16 protein-coding genes and 1 pseudogene are annotated in these 18,504 nt (G+C 43.0%); 6 read left to right on the top strand and 11 right to left on the bottom strand.

The window, feature by feature from the left end:
• Nucleotides 1–4 precede the first annotated feature (4 nt).
• From recG to ING2E5A_RS12280, 5 genes and pseudogenes are all read left to right on the top strand, one after another.
• Nucleotides 5–1,786, top strand: a pseudogene (gene recG / locus ING2E5A_RS12300) (ATP-dependent DNA helicase RecG); the annotation flags it as partial.
• Nucleotides 1,787–1,854: 68 nt separating this feature from the next.
• Complete coding sequence (gene tnpA / locus ING2E5A_RS12295) at nucleotides 1,855–2,214, top strand: IS66 family insertion sequence element accessory protein TnpA (protein WP_071137354.1); 360 nt, start codon at nucleotides 1,855–1,857, stop codon at nucleotides 2,212–2,214.
• Nucleotides 2,215–2,217: 3 nt separating this feature from the next.
• Nucleotides 2,218–2,568: an IS66 family insertion sequence element accessory protein TnpB gene (gene tnpB, locus ING2E5A_RS12290; protein WP_071137652.1), complete on the top strand. Its 351-nt coding sequence runs from the start codon at nucleotides 2,218–2,220 to the stop codon at nucleotides 2,566–2,568.
• A gap of 80 nt (nucleotides 2,569–2,648) precedes the next feature.
• Nucleotides 2,649–4,298 carry an IS66 family transposase gene (gene tnpC, locus ING2E5A_RS12285; RefSeq protein WP_071137651.1) on the top strand — a complete coding sequence of 550 codons (1,650 nt, stop codon included), beginning with the start codon at nucleotides 2,649–2,651 and terminating at the stop codon, nucleotides 4,296–4,298.
• Between the two features lie 92 nt (nucleotides 4,299–4,390).
• Nucleotides 4,391–4,714 carry a hypothetical protein gene (locus ING2E5A_RS12280; RefSeq protein ID WP_394332589.1) on the top strand — a complete coding sequence of 108 codons (324 nt, stop codon included), beginning with the start codon at nucleotides 4,391–4,393 and terminating at the stop codon, nucleotides 4,712–4,714.
• A gap of 65 nt (nucleotides 4,715–4,779) precedes the next feature.
• Here the strand turns inward: ING2E5A_RS12280 and ING2E5A_RS12275 are convergent, their stop codons facing one another.
• The 9 genes from ING2E5A_RS12275 to ING2E5A_RS12230 form a co-directional block, all read right to left on the bottom strand.
• Nucleotides 4,780–5,733, bottom strand: coding sequence for an IS1595 family transposase (locus tag ING2E5A_RS12275; RefSeq protein WP_071137649.1), 954 nt, complete (start codon nucleotides 5,731–5,733; stop codon nucleotides 4,780–4,782).
• Between the two features lie 131 nt (nucleotides 5,734–5,864).
• On the bottom strand, nucleotides 5,865–6,716 hold the full coding sequence (locus ING2E5A_RS12270) for a sugar phosphate isomerase/epimerase family protein (RefSeq protein WP_071137648.1): 852 nt from the start codon (nucleotides 6,714–6,716) through the stop codon (nucleotides 5,865–5,867).
• A 65-nt stretch (nucleotides 6,717–6,781) separates the two neighbouring features.
• Nucleotides 6,782–8,296, bottom strand: coding sequence for a Gfo/Idh/MocA family protein (locus ING2E5A_RS12265; RefSeq protein WP_071137647.1), 1,515 nt, complete (start codon nucleotides 8,294–8,296; stop codon nucleotides 6,782–6,784).
• Nucleotides 8,297–8,908: 612 nt separating this feature from the next.
• Entirely contained in the window at nucleotides 8,909–9,442 is a 534-nt protein-coding gene (locus ING2E5A_RS15400) for a transposase (protein WP_161942021.1), read from the bottom strand.
• A gap of 177 nt (nucleotides 9,443–9,619) precedes the next feature.
• A complete protein-coding gene (locus ING2E5A_RS12250; protein ID WP_071137644.1) occupies nucleotides 9,620–10,513 on the bottom strand; it encodes an IS3 family transposase in 894 nt (297 codons plus the stop codon).
• Nucleotides 10,510–10,809, bottom strand: a complete 300-nt coding sequence (locus tag ING2E5A_RS12245) for a transposase (RefSeq protein ID WP_071135911.1) — start codon at nucleotides 10,807–10,809, stop codon at nucleotides 10,510–10,512. The genes ING2E5A_RS12250 and ING2E5A_RS12245 overlap by 4 nt, the downstream gene beginning before the upstream one ends.
• Nucleotides 10,810–10,883: 74 nt before the next feature.
• The gene (locus tag ING2E5A_RS12240) at nucleotides 10,884–11,699 is read right to left on the bottom strand and encodes a DOMON domain-containing protein (RefSeq protein WP_083373335.1); all 816 of its coding nucleotides are present in this window, start codon (nucleotides 11,697–11,699) and stop codon (nucleotides 10,884–10,886) included.
• 11 nt (nucleotides 11,700–11,710) lie between these two features.
• Nucleotides 11,711–12,790 carry a DUF4838 domain-containing protein gene (locus ING2E5A_RS12235; RefSeq protein WP_071137642.1) on the bottom strand — a complete coding sequence of 360 codons (1,080 nt, stop codon included), beginning with the start codon at nucleotides 12,788–12,790 and terminating at the stop codon, nucleotides 11,711–11,713.
• On the bottom strand, nucleotides 12,783–14,291 hold the full coding sequence (locus ING2E5A_RS12230) for an IS5 family transposase (RefSeq protein WP_071135755.1): 1,509 nt from the start codon (nucleotides 14,289–14,291) through the stop codon (nucleotides 12,783–12,785). Before ING2E5A_RS12230 ends, ING2E5A_RS12235 begins: the two co-directional genes overlap by 8 nt.
• A gap of 347 nt (nucleotides 14,292–14,638) precedes the next feature.
• Between ING2E5A_RS12230 and ING2E5A_RS12225 the strand changes: the two genes are divergently transcribed.
• A complete protein-coding gene (locus ING2E5A_RS12225) occupies nucleotides 14,639–15,592 on the top strand; it encodes an IS1595 family transposase (protein WP_071137180.1) in 954 nt (317 codons plus the stop codon).
• 66 nt (nucleotides 15,593–15,658) lie between these two features.
• On the opposite strand, the gene ING2E5A_RS12220 is transcribed toward ING2E5A_RS12225, so the two are convergent.
• Nucleotides 15,659–16,699 carry a DUF4838 domain-containing protein gene (locus ING2E5A_RS12220; RefSeq protein WP_083373334.1) on the bottom strand — a complete coding sequence of 347 codons (1,041 nt, stop codon included), beginning with the start codon at nucleotides 16,697–16,699 and terminating at the stop codon, nucleotides 15,659–15,661.
• A gap of 46 nt (nucleotides 16,700–16,745) precedes the next feature.
• Nucleotides 16,746–18,500, bottom strand: coding sequence for a RagB/SusD family nutrient uptake outer membrane protein (locus ING2E5A_RS12215; RefSeq protein ID WP_071137640.1), 1,755 nt, complete (start codon nucleotides 18,498–18,500; stop codon nucleotides 16,746–16,748).
• Nucleotides 18,501–18,504: the final 4 nt, after the last annotated feature.

The raw sequence follows: 18,504 nt of genomic DNA, 5'->3' as shown, positions 1-18,504 counted from the left end.
ATAGATGATCCTTCAGACCGACATAAAATTTGTTCCGGGTGTGGGCCCCAAACGGGCGGGGATCTTAAATAAGGAACTCGACGTTTTCACGCTGGGCGATTTGCTACGCTATTATCCTTACCGGTATATCGACCGGAGCCGGATGTATTACGTGCACGAAATCGACGGTAGTATGCCGTACATCCAGCTCAAAGGGAAAATAACGGCTTTCGAAATGTTCGGTGAAGGACGGAAAAAACGGCTTGTGGCGCATTTTACCGATGGTACGGGCTTTATCGATCTGGTGTGGTTTCAGGGTATCCGGTTTGTGGAAAATAAGTACAAGGCCAATCAGGAGTATATCATTTTCGGCAAACCCACGCTTTTCAACAACCGTTGGAACATAGCCCACCCCGATATTGATCCCTATTTGAGCGAAGCCGACCGGCCCGATGGCCTCATGGCGATGTACAACACCACGGAGAAGATGAAAAACCATTACCTGAATTCGAAAGCCGTTCAGAAAATCATCGAAAATGCGTTTGGAATGATTAACGGCAGGCTTCCGGAATCCCTCTCTGCCGATGTGGTGAAAACGGCTCATCTCATGTCGTTCCACGACGCTGTCGAGAACATTCATTTCCCCAGGAATCCCGTATTGCTGCGGGACGCCGAGTTCAGGTTGAAATTTGAGGAGTTGTTTTTTATCCAGCTTAACATCGTCCGGTATGCTGCCGACCGGAAAGACAAACTCAACGGCTTTGTTTTTAAAAGGGTGGGGAAGTACCTGAATTTGTTTTACGAGAAACACCTGCCGTTTGAACTGACCAACGCGCAAAAACGGGTAATCAAAGAGATCCGCAAGGATACGGCGTCGGGCAAGCAGATGAACCGTCTTTTGCAAGGGGATGTAGGTAGCGGGAAAACGTTGGTGGCGGTCATGTGCATGCTGATTGCGATGGATAACGGTTTCCAGTCCTGCCTGATGGCCCCTACTGAAATTTTGGCGTCACAGCACTTCGAGACTTTCCGCGGGCTGCTGTCGGACATGGATGTGAATGTGGCGTTGCTGACGGGCTCGACCCGGAAAAAAGAACGTGCAGACATCCATGCCGGATTGTTGTCGGGAGACATACACATCCTTATCGGTACCCACGCCCTTATTGAAGATGTGGTGCAATTCAACAACCTGGGATTTGTGGTTATCGACGAACAACATCGTTTTGGCGTGGCGCAGCGTGCGAAACTTTGGTCGAAGAACGAGCATCCTCCACACGTTTTGGTGATGACGGCCACCCCCATCCCCCGTACGCTCGCCATGACGGTTTACGGCGATCTGGATGTCTCCGTGATTGATGAATTGCCCCCCGGAAGAAAACCCGTGCAGACACTGCACCGGTACGACAAGAAGCGGGGAGCGCTTTATCAGTTTATCCGCGAACAGGTAAAAGCCGGAAGGCAGGCTTATATCGTCTATCCCCTGATCGAGGAAAGTGAGACGCTGGACCTGAAAAACCTGGAAGAGGGGTTTGTCCATATCCGGGAAGCTTTTCCCGAATTTACCGTCTGTAAAATGCACGGACGCATGAAACCTGCGGAGAAAGAGGAGGTGATGCAGCGGTTTGTGGCCAACGAAGCACAAATCATGGTGTCCACCACCGTTATTGAGGTGGGAGTCAATGTGCCGAACGCTTCGGTAATGGTAATCGAAAGCGCACAACGTTTCGGCTTGTCGCAGCTTCACCAGTTGCGGGGCAGGGTGGGACGTGGCGCCGACCAGTCGTACTGTGTGCTGATCACGCCTTACGGTAAGCATTCGGTAAACCCCGTCCTATTTAACTTTTGATCCTTGCTATATTTGCCCACAAAAAAAATATGTGGACATTAAATCAGTTTGAGGAGATTTTTGATCGTTACCAGGCCAGCGGGCTTCGGATAAAAGAGTTCTGCCGGAACGAGTCGATAGTGGAATCCAAGTTTTATTACTGGCAAAAGAGATTGCGAGAGCATAACTACAGGACTGGGCGAGAGTCCGGTTTCGTTCCGATCGTCTTTACCGGCTCCAATCCATCACCGGCAACCAAAGAAGTTGTCCATCATCAACCGATTCCGGTGCATGTTGACCCCACCCCGGGAAATGTTCTCGAAATAGTCTATCCCAATGGAGTAAAAGTGCGTGTTCCAAAGGGGACTGATCCAACACAGCTGCGTTCATTAATCCTCCTGACCCAATAAGCCATGTTCAATCTGAACGCCTCGATGCGTTACTGGCTTTATCCTTTTCCAACGGACATGCGAAAAGGGTTCTACACTTTAAGCGGACTGGTCACTGAGGGGATGGGACAGGATGTACGCAGCGGTGACGTGTTCATTTTTCTGAACCGTCATTGCACGAGTATGAAAGCATTACATATGGAGCACGGCGGACTGGTGATCTACTATATGAAACTTGAGAAAGGCAATTTTGCACTGCCCCCGCTTGATGAAAAAGGCAAAATCCACCCCTTTTCCTGGCAAAAACTAATGTTGATGGTACAGGGTATTGACGCTGAAAAATGTCACTATAAAAAACGTTGGAAAAGCGCATAAACAGACGATTTTAGTCACTTTTTCTCTTGCATATATTGCCCCTTTTTTGTATCTTTACTCTCGTTATCTGACAGAAAAAGATGCAAGAAAACAAGGAAAATCCGAACGAACTTCTCGAACTCCTTTTGGAGAAATGCGACCATTTATATCAGGAGAACATGCTCCTGAGGGGTAAACTGGAAGATCGCACGGATGTTGATGCATTAAAATCCTCTTACGAGAAAACCATATCCGAGAAAGATACTAAGATCGTCGACCTGGAAAAGCAGGTAGCTTATCTCAGGCGCCGCATATGGGGTAAATCCAGCGAGCGCTACATCCAGGAAGATCCGCAGCAGCGACGTATCGACTTTGACGGCTTTGACCTGTTGCCCGGGGAAATAGAGCTTGTAGAGGCAGCCAGGGCAGAGATAGAGACCTTCAGGGAAAGACGCGTGAAGGAGCGGGTGAAACAAAAACCGGTTCGCAAGCCTTTATCTGAAGACTTCCCCCGCATTGAGGAGCACCTTTATCCCGATGAAATAAACGACAACATGGATGCCTGGACCGAGTTAGAACCGGAGGTCACCGAGGTGCTGGAGTATGAACCCGGGAAATGCTATGTCAGGAAGATTGTCCGTCATAAATATGTTTTAAAAAGCAAGCCATCACGGGAGTCTGAAGAGAAGTCTTCTCTCATTGTAACGGCATCACTTCCGACAAAATACCAGCCTATCGCACGCAGCTATGCCGGAGCATCCCTTTTGGCGGAGCTGATGATAAACAAGTACGTGAATCACCTGCCTTTTTACCGCCAGATACAGATGATGAAACAGCTGGGCGCCAATCTGCCACCACCCACGGTCAATGATTGGTTCAAAGATACGGCCGATTTACTAAGACCGCTTTACTATCGACTCAAGGAACTGGTTCTTGCCACCGATTACATCCAGGTGGATGAGACAACCGTGCCCGTGATCAATAACGAGAAGCATAAAACCGTCAATGGATACATGTGGATGGTGCGTTCTGTCATGGACTCACAGCTCTTCTTCCATTATGACCATGGCTCAAGGGCTCAGAATGTTGCCTTGTCCTTGTTGAATGACTTCCGTGGTGCCATGCAGACAGACGGGTATGCCGTGTACAAAATGTACGAGCAGAAAAAAGGTGTACTTCCCCTGGGATGTTGGGCCCACGCCAGAAGGAAGTTTACAGAGTCGTTGAAAAATGACAAATCCCGTGCTGAGTATGCGCTTGAACAGATCGGCCTTCTCTACGAGGTGGAAAGGGAGGCTGATGACAAAAACCTCTCCTATGAGGATAGGGCCAAGCTCAGGGAAAGCCTCGCTTACCCGATCATGGTTGCCTTTGAAAAGTGGTTGGTTCGTGAATATGAAAAGGTTCTGCCCAAGAGCCCGATAGGAAAGGCGATAAAGTACACTTATGACATCTACCACCGTTTGACACGTTACCACCTGGATGGCAGATACCGCATTGACAATAATCTCGCCGAAAACAGCCTGAGAGGCCTGGCCCTGGGAAGAAAGAATTACCTTTTTTGCGGTAACCATGACGCTGCCGAGGATGCTGCAGTCATGTACTCGTTGCTGGGGTGCTGCAAGGCTGCCGATGTGAACTTCCGCGACTGGATGGTGTATGTGCTGAGCCATATACACGACTATGACGAAGACTACACCAGAGATCTTGCAGAACTGCTCCCGGGTAACTACTCCAGGAGAAACTCCTAAAAACTCCACATCGACTCCGAATGTTTTGGAGGTTTTTGAAAGTCCACTTTCTTAGACCAAGAAATCATAGAATCAAATACGGGCATCACCGAATGCTTACGCCTTACGAGCTCTCTGCCGATACCCGTAAGCGGATGGAGATCATGACCGAGAGCAACGACGGATTCGTTATCGCCGAAGCCGACCTGAAACTACGCGGTCCGGGCGACCTGGAAGGCACGCAGCAAAGCGGTATCCCCTTCAACCTTAAAATAGCCGACCTGGTACGGGATAACGCCATCCTGTTCCGCGCCCGCGAGGTTGCGGAAAACATCATCTCCCAGGACCCTAAGCTGTCCCAACCGGAACATTTGGTGTTGAAACAACAGCTCAGCCGTTTGGGCGGAAACCGCTACGATTGGGGAAGGATTGGGTAGGAAAGACCCCGTCGAATTATTGATGTTGTATCGACGGGTCTAAGAAAGAAGAAAAGTTTATATGATTATCCGCAATAGTTCCTATTGTAAATTCTTGATTTGAAATCAGGCGCACACGATACGGCGGCTATCAACAGCCTGTCAAACTGGTTTTCCCCGAAGTAACGCCTGTTGAATTTATAACAGAACTGGTTGAGGTAATATTGCAAGTATTCTGGTTTTATCTTGTAATACACGCCCAGGAGCTGTCGTTTGGCATTGCTGATCGCGGTATGCACCCAGGGCAGCACCTTGGAAAGATCCTCGTGTGGAATAACAGATGCCGTATGTGAATGAACATGCTCTTTCAATTTAGTGTAAGATGTTGAGTCATCGGTGGTCAGATCCGCCGTGCTTTCAACGTGCTCTTTGACATTCCTTGTAATTGTACCGGACTTCAAGTTACTGATCACTTTCATTTTCAGGTATCTAACCTTCTTGGGTTTCTTACCCGGTTTGGGGTTTTCAACGGTTTTGCTTTCAGCCATTACCAGCACTTTGGTCTTTTTTTGGCTCCCGCGGCCGCGCTTCAACGGTTTGTCCCTCTCTTCAAGGGATATTTCGGTGGAAAAGAAGGCGTCGTCCAACTCGATGGCTCCCTCGAGGGTGTACTCATCATCGCGTTTGCCCATCACGTCACGCAGTTTATTGACCATTTCCCATATGGGCTGGTAACGCTTGTGTCCCAGCTGGCGCTGCAGCTCCGCAGCGGAAAAGGAGCCCTTGGTCGCCGTGAGCAGGTGCATGGCCACGAACCAGTAACGGTAGGGCAGGTTGGAGTGCTGCATGACGGTGCCTGAACGCAAGGTTTGGCGTGCGCGACAACGCTTGCATTCATAGGCCTGCTTGTTTTCCAGCCAATAATGTTCTTTACAATTACAATGACGACAGGTTACTCCCATTTGGTCTCTTTGTTCTTTGAATTTTTTCCGACAGGATTCCTCATCGGGGTAATTTATAGCAAAATCCAGGATATTCATAGCTTGAATCTTTATATCGCTAGCGATGTAAATATAATGAATATCAGTGAATTGTGCAAGTATTTTTGAAACTTATTTATAACTTTTTCCCGCTAAATTCTTTAGGAATAACTGCGGATAATCATAAAAGTTTATAATATCTCTTCGGTAGTCTGATTGAAGTAATCAATCGATTGTTTGATTTCGGGCAGGTTATTTTCCCAGTTAGCTTCGTATTCAATAGTGAAATACCCTTTGAAATCTTGTTGTTTTAACTCTTCCAGTATTCCTTTCACATTCAAAATACCCGTTCCCCAGACTACATCTTCCAACTGTTTCCCTTCACCTTGCGGAGCGATATCCTTGAAATGCATTGCGATTAGTCTCCCCTGGAGTTGTTGTAGTGCCGGTACCGGATCGATTCCCATTCGCTTGAAATGACCTACATCAGCGCTTGATCCTAGCAAAGTCCCCCGGTTGCCGATATAATCCAACAAAATCTCCGGTTTCCAATAGGAGTTTTCGTTGGGATGGTTATGTGCAGCTAATTTTATGCCATATTTCCCCGCAAGGTTTTCTACAACGTCCCAATCCTCGCGAGAGGGTTCTGCACTTATAAATTCCATCTCCATGTTTTTGGCAAAAGAAAACACTTTCTCCCACTCTTCGCGTGAAGAAGTCCAAACGCCGGACGATACAATTTTTATATCTTTCGACTTTGCCACTTCTTTCAGTTGTTCTTGTTGTTCGGGAGTTAGATCATAGCCAAAAATAGCATCTCCGAAACCTTCTCCCATCTTTTGTCCCGGATAAATTTCGATGTAATGTAATCCCAGTTGTTGCGTTTTGTCCAAAGCTTCAACCGCTGTGAATAAATGAAAGGTATAGGATTGCATGGAAAGTCTCCACCCCTGTTTCTCGGCCTTGGTTTCCTTTCTGGACGGAACTGTGCAAGCAGACAAGCAACAGGCTAAAAGGAAAAATAAAAGTTTGTTTATTTTCATATTGTCGGTTTTTATAACGATAGCACGCTTAAGAATTCAGCGTGCTATCGCATTGATTTATTATCTTAACTATTTGGCATTGCCGGTAACGAAAAGCCGTTATGATAGGTGTGTTTTATCCACTCATTTGCCATATCTAATGCATTAAATTCTGCAAACCTTCTATCAAATTTCGGATCACCATCAATTACTGCATATTCATCAACCGTAACAATTTTAATTTTATCGTTTGGTGAAATATTGGAGAATCTCATGTTCTCACCGTCCCATTGCAGTTCGCGATGCAATCCTTGCAATCCCGAAAGACGTGTAGCCAGCACACCCATTACTACCATTTCATTAAACGGTCCTGAAAACTGGAAGTTTGAGGAAGATTCTCTCCTGCTTGAAGGAGATTCTTTGCAAGCCCTTATCCAGTCTTGTTCGTGGGCATTTGTTGCCCAGATGTTGCCGTTACCTCCTTTTACCCTTGGAATGGTAGGTTCAGGTTGTGTGAAATCAGCCATTTTTGAAGTTGGTAATAACGTTGGATTCATACCATAGCATCCGGTCATAATTTTTCCTTTTGTCCCGATCAGAATGATTCCGCCATTCTCATCCCCCATCATCTCTCCGTCTTTCAATTCCGAGGGGCGGTCGGGTAACAATCCTCCGTCGTACCAATATACTTTTAGTTCTGGCATATTTACCTTTTCTTTTGGTGGGCGTGCAGGGAATTTATAAGTGACGACCTGGGCTTGTGGAGGAGAATACAGGTTTGACAATGTTGAACTCGCTGATACGCTTGTGGGATATTTTAAATCCAGCGCCCAATACAAAGGGTCCATAATGTGACAGGCCATATCCCCCAATGCGCCGGTTCCAAAATCCCAGAACCCTCTCCAGTTCCAGGGTGTATAGGCTGGATTGTATGGCCGTTTTTGAGCAGGTCCGATGAATAAATCCCAATCCAGATCCGCAGGGATAGCTGGTCCACCTTTTGGTTCGGATAAGCCTTGAGGCCATATGGGCCTGTCAGTCCATGTGTGAACTTCATAAACATCCCCGATTATTCCGGATTGCACCCATTCAGCTATCTGTCTACACCAATCAAAAGAATTACCCTGATTCCCCATTTGCGTTGCTACTTTATATTTCTTAGCAAGTTTGGTAAGCAAGCGAGATTCATATACACTATGAGCTAATGGCTTCTGCACATAGGTGTGTTTACCCAGGGTAATTGCATGTGCTGCAACTCCTGCATGAGTGTGATCGGGAGTGGCAACCATAATGGCGTCTATGGATTTACCCATCTTATCAAACATTTGCCGCCAGTCTTTAAAACGTTGCGCTTTTGGGTAATCGCTAAACGTCTTCGCTGCATATTTCCAGTCTACATCGCACAATGCCACGATGTTCTCTGTTTTCATATTTGCCAGGTTACGGCGCCCTACACCGCCAACGCCGATTCCAGCGATGTTTATTTTATCGCTGGGAGCCAGATGGCCGTGTGATTTACCCAATATGGTATTGGGTGCAATTGTGATACCAGCTGTTGTAATTGCAGCTGTTTTTAAAAAAATTCTGCGTGAAATTGACATATTTATTTTATTTTAGTAGCTCAAATTTGAGTTAATTCGTCGAGCCTTAAAAAGCCCAACTTTCTTTGGTTTGTAAAATTATACCGCTCCTGATTGGGGTAAGTTTTCTGTCCAGAAACAAAAATATTTTTCCAAAAAAAAACAGAAAGATGATTTCCACTTGTTTATCATCCTTTTGAAGTTGCAACCGGAGACTGCGAGCATCACGGTGATCTTCTTTCAGGTGTCCGATTACCGGATCAATGCTTGCACACTTGCGGAAGTACTTTCTCTCTTTATTCTTTCGATACGTACTCAATGCTTTCTTAAAGGATTTGGGGATGTGGATGAGTGTATCCCTGACTTTACTTCTTCCACGGTAACCCCTTTCGAAGATACCGTTTCGGAGTTTTCTTTCCGTCAACTTCTCCACTTGTTCAATAGCCTTGTCCAATGTGTGCCCGTCAAATTCATTTCTAAAACTCAAGGCACCTGCAATTACACCGGTACCGGTTCGTGTGATGGATACCTTGTTTTCAAACTCGTACAGTTTATGCTCTTTCTCCTTGCTGATGCATTGCACATTAACCTTGGCGCCCAGTTTCCTTTCCACGTCGCGTACGAGCCGTCCGGCTATGGGACGCCCCTTCTTATTCGCTTTCCTGGCTTTACCCTTGTTTCGTGGGTGATTGCGGAAGCGTTGGTCGTAGGAAAGATTTTTAGGATTCGCCTGTAACTCTGGCGCAATTTCAAACCATTTCTGTCGGCTATCTTCCAGCACCTCTTGATAATCTTCTTTGCCAGTTTATCATCCGTGGGAAAGGTGATGCTCTTCTCCTGGACAGTGGTATCGATGTAGACGTCCGTATCGTTCGAAACTTTACCATTGATGCGAATGCTCTCCCTTAAGATCAGCTCAACACCCTTTTTGCCGATGCGATGACGGAAATGAACCAGCTCGGATGCTTCACAAGGTACCCGGGGTTGAAACTCCTGTTCCCCACAAAAGTATTGATAGTAGTTGTTTTCACTTCGTTGTTTCACCATGCTTTCGTCAGAGAGATCGTAAACACGTTTCAGGATCAACAAACCCACCATTAGGCGAATGGGTTTCGCCGGACGTCCGTTATCGGGACAATACAGGGGTGAGGACTCTCTTTCAAACATCTCCCAATCAATTTTATTGGCTAGAATGAATAGCGGGTGCTTATGATTCAATGTGCTTTCAAGTGAAAAGAACAATGAGTGTTGTGACCGATCTTGTTGCTTTGCCAGCATAATTTTCTGCAAGATTTATATCTCAAATTTACAAAATGGACTTGCAAACTTAATTGAGACAAAAAGTTAAGCGACATTTTTAATTGAATCTTTTTTAATATTATACTGATTCCAAAATTCATCAATGGTTAAGTTTCCCAATGCTGAGAATCTTCTTTTATGATTATACCAGGATTCAATATATTCAAATACATACAAGCGCATTTGCTCTCTTGTTTTGAGTTTGGTACCATAGACCAATTCAGATTTGAAAGTTTTGAAAAAGCTTTCAGCCACGGCATTATCCCAACAATTTCCCTTTCCACTCATACTTTGTTCCAGCTTCAAGGATTTCAACAGATTGACAGTCTGTTTGCAAGCATATTGTATGCCCCGGTCAGAATGAAATATCATTCCTTCTCCAAAAGGTCTGTTCCTATTGGCCATCCTGATGGCCGGAACTACGGTATGGGATGCATTCATATGATCGCTTATGGACCATCCGATCAGTTTGCGGTCAAAAAGATCCAGCACACAGGTCAGATAAAGAAATCCATCCTTACACGGAATATACGTCAGGTCAGAGACACACGCTTTCACAGGCTCATTCTGATTAAATTCGCGATTCAACAGATTTGGAGCAACCTTATAGTTGTGAGAGGCATCCGTCGTCACTTTGAATCGTCTCGAGAGTTTGCTGCGCAAGCCCATTTTCCTCATGTGGCTTGCTACAGTGGTTCTCGAGACAGGAGTTCCGGATACCTGCAAATCCTTTGCCAGCCGGGGGCTTCCATTGCGTCCCCTGGCTGCAAAATATGCATCCCTGATCTTTTCGTCCAGCTCCATATATTTGCGCTTACGTTGGCCCTCCGGATCTTTAAGCCAGCGGTAATAACTGCTCCTGGGGACTTTCAGTACTCTGCACATCACCTCGACCGTCCATTGTTTCGAGTTATATTCCTTTATAAAGAGATAGATCAACGATCTCTCTTGGAGATGATGCTCAAAGCTTTTTTTAATATGTCCCGCTCCGTTTCAGCCTCGCCAAGGCGTTTTTCCAGTTCAGCAATCCTTTTGGTATCTTCACTTAATGACTGGACACCGTGTCCGGGGAAACTGGCTTCTCCTTTCTGCTGGTATTCTTTCCGCCAACGATATAAAAGAAAGGGGGCAATACCCAATTCCTGTGCAAGCTCGGAAATATTCTTGCGTTCTAAACTGAGTTTGACCGCATTCTCTTTGAATGCCTTGTCAAAATGGGTTCTTTGTTTTCTCATATTACACAAAAATAAGCGTTTATGCTTAACTCTGTGTCCCGGCTAAGTTAGTAATTCCACTTATGCTTAAATTTCTATTTGCTACTCAAATACAAGGATCCAAATGATGTGCATACATGAAAATCGGGATCGTTGGTCTTAGGGTCTATCCAAGACCACCAGTTAGGATTTGTATCTTCGGAAGATGCGAAGTCGCCGCGGTAAAAGCCCATAATAAGCTTGCCATCAGAAGAAAGTAAACCCAATTTGCGTATTTGATCTAGCGAGATAGCACCCTCGACAAAGTATTGATCATTATCAATACGTGTAGCTATTTTCATTGCCTGCAGATCCCATTTGTAATCAAATTGACGATAGTGTAGGGCACTATAGTCCATCACCTTGCCTTGTGGATCGATTTCAATACAATAATACATTTTCTCTAGCTTAGTATCCTGCGCAAAGAAGAGTTCTACACGGTCGCTCACATTTACAGATGACTCCTCAGAATCGTTATTATATGTTATCTCTGTATCGGCAACATCAAACGCGAAATAGAGCCAGTCAAAGTCATGAGCCAAATAAAGTTTTGTATCATCGGTAAGATGCTTCCAACACTCAATCAATGGACCGATAAGAGGCTCAACACACCAGTCCTCACTCTCACCATCCACCTTGATGTTTTTAGCAACAGGAACTATCAAAAATTTATCTTTTATACTACATGCAGACACCAATAAGCAGACTGTTAACAACGTAAAAATACTGGGTTTCATACATCTCTTTTTCTTTAAAAATCGTCTGACAAGAGAATTATTTGACAGATCAACGGGAAAATTATCGTTCGCATCACTAACCAGATCTGAAAAGGTAGATATAGAAGCAAGAGATAAAAATATTATTTTCTTCATACTCTTTTTTATTATTTGGGAGGACAGTACTCGCTTAGAATCTTTGCATACTCTTTCAACGAAGTAGTGTCATGATAAGCTTTAAAATAGGCATCATCCATATATACTGCGAAAGTAGTTATATTACGAATGCCATAGTTTGCGTATATGTCAATATCTTTTGAGAACACATTCTTATCCCAAACAACCTTTTTTGCAGGCTTCGTGTAAGCATTTTGAAGCGATACATCTAGCCAATACTCTAAAATAACCGCTTCGGTAGCATCAAATACCTTGAGATTCTCTGCTAAGTAATCAAGATTTTGACCGTTTGTCATATCCAAATTGCCTGTGCATACAGCATCACGATCGGCCAAAGAGACAGTCCAATTACGGTATACGGGAGCAAACTCGAGGAAGATACCATCTTCAGGAACAATCTTCACGGGAGCTTTCAAAGTACCTTGGTATGCAAGGTGAGCTAACTTAGCTTTAGAGTCAATTCTGGCACGTAAAGCCTTTATGATATGATTTTCGATAATTAGAGCCTGTTCGCTTTCGGAGTATTCAGCACATTCACTACACTCGCAACCAGCAGCATTGTCATCACACCAAAAGTAGTAACGGTGGTTTGTGGGTACTAGGGTCTTTGCTATCTCCACAGCATTATTAGTGATAATATCCAATGCCTTTTCAGAGTGAACGCAACAGTTAAAATCTGCGATTCGAAGACCCTCAATATTCATTCTGAACATTGTAGAGTCCTCGGCAAAAAGTTCACGAGGCAAAAGATCGGTCATAGAGTGAAGCTGATGTTCAACATCAATACCATACTTCTTGCAATCCGTCAAAAATTTTTGCCCTTTATCTGATTTTATAAAATCTCTTACTTGGTTAGGAAAAACATGTGTCCCAATTGTATTGATTCCACTTTCAGCAGCCAATTTAGGCCAATCAACTGTCTCCAAATCATGAACGCTTAACACTACGCCTATCATCTGATATCCATCATTGTTCTGATATCCATCATTGTTGCTGCATGAAACGAGTAAAGTAGTAACTAAAACAGAGAGAACTAAATAGGGTCTGCTTATTAATTCCCAATCAGGCACACAATTTCATTTGTGGCCCGAGTGGATAAATGTTTATATTTCTCACTATCATTAACTTCTGTAGTAACGAGACAAAATAAGGTAAGGGAATATCCCTCATATGCCGGATCAGATTCATCACAAAAATGATAGCCCCTATCCAACTCCTTGACGTCGAGGAGAGTCTGGCCCGGATATCATTTAAACCATATCCACGCTTGCCCTGTCCAAACTTCCCTTCAACCTGGTTGCGTTCCGCCGTCTCTCGTCGCTCTTTACGTTTTTGGTATCTGCTCTTGATCTCTTTTGCCGGCTTTCGTCCCAGTGGTTCCCCGGTGTAGCGGATTCTTTTCTCTTTCAAGAACCGTCTGTTCTCCCGGGTAAGATATATCTTGTCCACCTGAACCAGCTCCGGATACTTCCCTGTCAGCTTCCTGAAGCGTTCAACCTGTGACTGAAGATCCTGCCCCTCATTGAACGCATCCCAGTGGAAATGATCTACCCTGGCATAGCCATCCAGCAGGCTGATGTTGATCTTGGCGCCAAACTCCGTCTTGGCCTTGGCTTTACCACGGACGATGGGGCGAACATGTGGCTGATGAATGTTCACTATGCGATCTTCTACTTGATGGCTCTTCTTCTTATACATCGTCTCCTGTTGTTCCAGCAGATGCTGGATGACAAAAAAATACTTTAGTTGCCGCCGGTCGAAGGGAATCGGTTTATCCTTTATGGTGTCCAGTATCCCGTTGATAGTCCGCACATCCCGTTTCAGGTAGTTGATCTGCTTGCGTATCGCTTTTCGTAACACGTTGGCTGGTTTTCTCTTCATTTTCGACACATTCAAAAAATCCTTGCGTGCAACCCTTCTGTATGTACGGGGTTTATCTTTAATACCCAGTTTCAAACACAACTCATCGATCAGCTCTTCTGCCTTCTGGCGGCTCTCGTTCAGCAGATCCAGATCGGTGGGATACTTGATATCCGCATCACAGACCGTTGCATCCATTTGGAGCTTCCCCTTGTTCCCGGGATGCGGATCGGGATCGTCATCATTATCATCTTCTTCATCCTTCGCATCCTTGTCAACCACTTCTTGATTTGCCCCGGCTTTTAGCTTCAACCCTTTTCTTATCAAGTCGTCCGTCAATGATTCAAAGACATCAAGGTCGATTCGCTTTCTGATGGAGACCAGCAGTGACGGTGTCATCACCTGTTCATAGGTGAAAGCTTCGAGACCAAGAAAATACTGCATGTAGGGGTTCTCCTGTATCATCTCTATTACTCCACGGTCGTCACTCTTCATGATGTGCTTGATGATGATTACTCCCAGCACAAGCCTGGCATCTTTGGTGGGGGCACCCCGGTTGCTTTTGAAGTTCTTGTAATAAAGCCGGGCGAACTCTTCCCAGGGAACTATTTTTGAAAGAATAACCCACCGGTTATTCTCATCCAGTTTTGCCTCAAAGGGCATCTTGAACTCTGAAATTGAAAGCTGCCTGGAGCTCTTGTATCGTATCATAAAATGCAAGGTTTATGAAGTAAAAATACTCAATTTCTTGCAGTTATGCAAATTTTTTACCAACTAATTTACTGATATACAACACAAATGCCAATTATTCAGCAAACCCTAAATATCTTTTTTTTATCATAAGATTGTTCTTAATATGTTTGAAAGCAACACTATTATTGATTTAAATAGTGTGTATACCTTCAATTGGGATTGTTGTAAAAAAAATTAAAATGTATATCCGCAGTTATTCCTAAAGAATTTAGCGGAAAAATAGTTATAAATAAGTTCGCAAATGCTTACACAAATCACAGATATTCATTATATTTACATTCTGAACACATGTAATATTTCAAGCTATGAATATCCTGGATTTTGCTATAAATTACCCCGATGAGGAAACCTGTCGGGAAAAATTCAAACAACAAAGAGACCAAATGGGAGTTACCTGCCGTCGTTGTAATTGTAAGGAGCATTATTGGCTGGAAAACAAGCAGGCTTACGAATGCAAGCGTTGCCAAGCGCGCCAGACGCTGCGTTCGGGCACGGTCATGCAGCATTCCAACCTGCCATACCGTTACTGGTTCGTGGCCATGCACCTGCTCACGGCTACCAAGGGCTCCTTTTCCGCCGCCGAGATACAGCGACAGCTGGGGCACAAGCGTTACCAGCCCATATGGGAAATGGTCAATAAACTGCGTGACGTGATGGGCAAGCGTGACGACAAGTACACGCTCGAGGGCGCCATCGAGCTGGACGACGCCTTCTTTTCCACCGAGATATCCGTTGAAGAGAAGGAGAAACCGTTGAAACGCGGCCGTGGAAGCCAAAAAAAGACCAAGGTCCTGGTGATGGCTGAAAGCAAAACGGTTGAAAACCCCAAACCGGGTAAAAAACCCAAGAAGGCCAGATACCTGAAGATGAAAGTCATCAACGACTTGAAAGCCGATACAATTACAAAGAATGTCAAAGAGCATGTTGAAAGCACGGCGGATCTGACCACCGATGATTCAACTTCTTACACTAAATTGAAAGAACATGTCCATTCACACACGGCATCCGTTGTTCCACACGAGGAATTGCCTAACGTGCTGCCTTGGGTACACACCGCGATCAGCAATGCCAAACGACAGCTCCTGGGCGTGTATTACAAGGTAAAACCCGAGTATTTACAGTACTACCTCAATCAGTTCTGTTACAAGTTCAACAGGCGTTACTTCGGCGAGAACCAGTTTGACAGGCTGTTGATAGCCGCCGTATCGTGTGCGCCTGATTTCAAATCAAGAATTTACAATAGGAACTATTGCGGATAATCATTAAAATTAATTATATTGTATTTATAAGATCTTATAAATACAATATAATCAATTCAAATAATTTTACTGTAAAATATTACCGTATGTATTCAGTATTTCAATTGCCTTATCTTCACCATAAAGATCAAAATACTGCTGATGTATCATCCACGTCGCAAATGAGGTAATAGAAGTTATCCCTAAGCTTTTGTAATAATCGATATCTCTCTTATAATAATCCTTATTCCACGGAATTTCTGTCCAATTATCCTTTTTCCATCCTGAAAACATAGAAACATCTAACCAATATTCTAAAAGGTGCGCTGTATTTATAGGGAAAACCTCCAAATTTTCTTTTAGATATCTTTTATGTTCGGCAGTTAGAGGTTCTGAATAATTTCTGGAGATAGGAGCATATTCAAGAAAGACACCTTCTTTTGGTGTTACAGATCTTGGTGCTTTGAGTGTATTATGATATGCCAAATGAGCTACTGTTGCTTCTGTGTTGACTTTTTGAAGCATTTCTAATAGCTTATTTTCATACATTAAAGCTTGTTCGCTTTCGGTATATTCACTACATAATTCACAGTTACAAAAAGCGTCTTTAACATCGTCTGTCCAGAAGAAGTAACGATTAGTGGTTGGTTTTAACCATTTCGTTATTTCTAACAGGTTTTTTTCTATCTCATTGTATGCGCCTTGAGATGAAAAGCACATATTAAAGTCATTGACTCTTATTCCTTCGTTGTCTACTCTAAAATAGTCAGGATGCTCAGTAAATAGGTCTCTAGGTAAAAGTTCCTCTAACGCATGTACTTCATACTCTACAGATATATTATTATTTTTGCATTCTTCAAGTAAAACTTTACCTTGATCACTTTCTATAAATTCTCTAAGTGCAGCAAGATTCTCTACTCGGTGTTGAGCATGAATACCTAAAAGATTCAGATTGGCATCAGACATTATTTGAACAAGTCTACTACTTCCTATCGACACAATATCATTAGGGTATAATACTACCCCTCTGTAAGAGATATTGCTCTGAACAGACTGCTCGTTGCTATTACAACTAACAAGTGTTACAAGTATTATAGAAATCAGTAATAATATAGTTTTTATATTCATTTTTGTTTATTTATTAAATTAACGGATTCTATTTTTCTAAAGCTTATTATTCTATCCATCCAGGATTTTGCACTAGATTTGGATTTAATGTCAGTTCCTCTTTACTAAGAGGTAATAAATAATCTCTATCTGGTTTAAACCCCCAACCATTAGGTAGACTTATAGCGTAAGGATCAACATAACCATCGGAAGAAAGATGAATATTTACCCCTGGGGTTAATTCTGGATACATGCTCTGATCGAATTTTATTCCCAACGGCTTTTGTCCACTAATTAAATGGTGTGCCCTCCACCTTAAGATATCATTAAGTCTAAATCCTTCACATGCCAACTCGTTCCTGCGTTCACGTCTGATTTCATTCATTACAGGCGAAAGTTCTGGAAAATCCCAGTTAGGATCATTCACGATATTGCTTATGTTTAAATGTGCCATATTTACTCTATCTCTAATTTTGTTGATTGTTAAATCTACATCGGCTTGAGTCAATGTTCCCAATTCTGCTTTTGCTTCAACATAGTTTAAAAGGATTTCGGCATACCTAAAATAAATAATTGCAGTATTTGAAGTGAAGTCTACTTGTTGGCATCCGGAGTTGTTGTTGGGAGTCAACCCTTTCTTAAAATTAAATCCGGTTGGAGAACGTAGATTTCCAGATAAATGAATGGTACCTTTCTCAAAGGTAACAAGTGTGTCATTACCCTCAATTGTTCTAGGATCACCTTTAACGAAAGTAATTTGTTTTAATCTAGGATCACGATTTTCATATATATCGAATGGTAAATCATCTCCTTGATAAAGCCCATTGCTGTTTGAAATAGGGTGACCATTTACGCATAAATAACTATCAATTAATGATTTGGTTGGATGCGGATATGTTATACCTGTATATCGTTGGAGGTTGTGACCGGTTCCTAACTCAAAACGATACTTAGCCCAAAAAATAATTTCGCTATTGGATGATAAGTCGTCTTGATTAAACAGATTAAAGTAATCCTGATCTGGATCTCCTGTTGTATGTATAGAATATATTTTTCCATATTTGCCAACAATAATATCGTTTGATGCCTCCAATGCTATTTGCAAATATTTTTGTGAATTTGAAGTTTTTGCTGCAAATGGAGTATTATTATGATACTTTTCCCAAGTACCTTCAAATAGAGCAACACGCGATTTTAATGCCAAGGCTACCTCCTTGCTTAATCTATCAGTCTCTGCATCTACTGCCGGTCTTAAGTAACTTATTGCTGTGTCTAAGTCTTTGAGGATATAATCGACAATCACGCTTCTATCTTCTCTTGGAGAAAAAAGTTCCGGAGAAGAGGTTGTTAATACTTTGTCTATCCAGGGTACTCCACCATATTTTAAAAGCAGGTCAAAATAATACCATGCTCTAAAAAAATAACCTTCACCTAAGTAAGCATTAGCTTGATCTTTTTCTATATCTAATATGTCTAACTGACTTCCTTTTTCCAGAAAATAATTAACACTCCTTATATTACTGTAATTTAAAACACTTCCGGTATTTGGGATAGTAGTTAAACCAGCTAGCCTAATATCGTAATTTTCATAAATCATATTGTCGCTTCTACCATCATCATCATACAATCCTTGGTCATAACCACCAATTTTTGGGAGTGTATTATAAAATTGATTTACAAAAATCTTTAAATCATTAGTTGTTTTCCAGAACGAAGGTTCTGTGATATTCGTTTCAGGAGTTCTTAGTAAATAATCGCTATCGTTACAAGATAAGAAAAAAGAAATAGCGAGAAATATTATAATGTGTTTGATTAGTTTCATTTCT

The organism is Petrimonas mucosa (assembly GCF_900095795.1).
Lineage (GTDB): Bacteria > Bacteroidota > Bacteroidia > Bacteroidales > Dysgonomonadaceae > Petrimonas > Petrimonas mucosa.
Note: the sequence above shows the minus strand (reverse complement) of the source record. Positions and strands in the feature narration are given on the sequence as shown.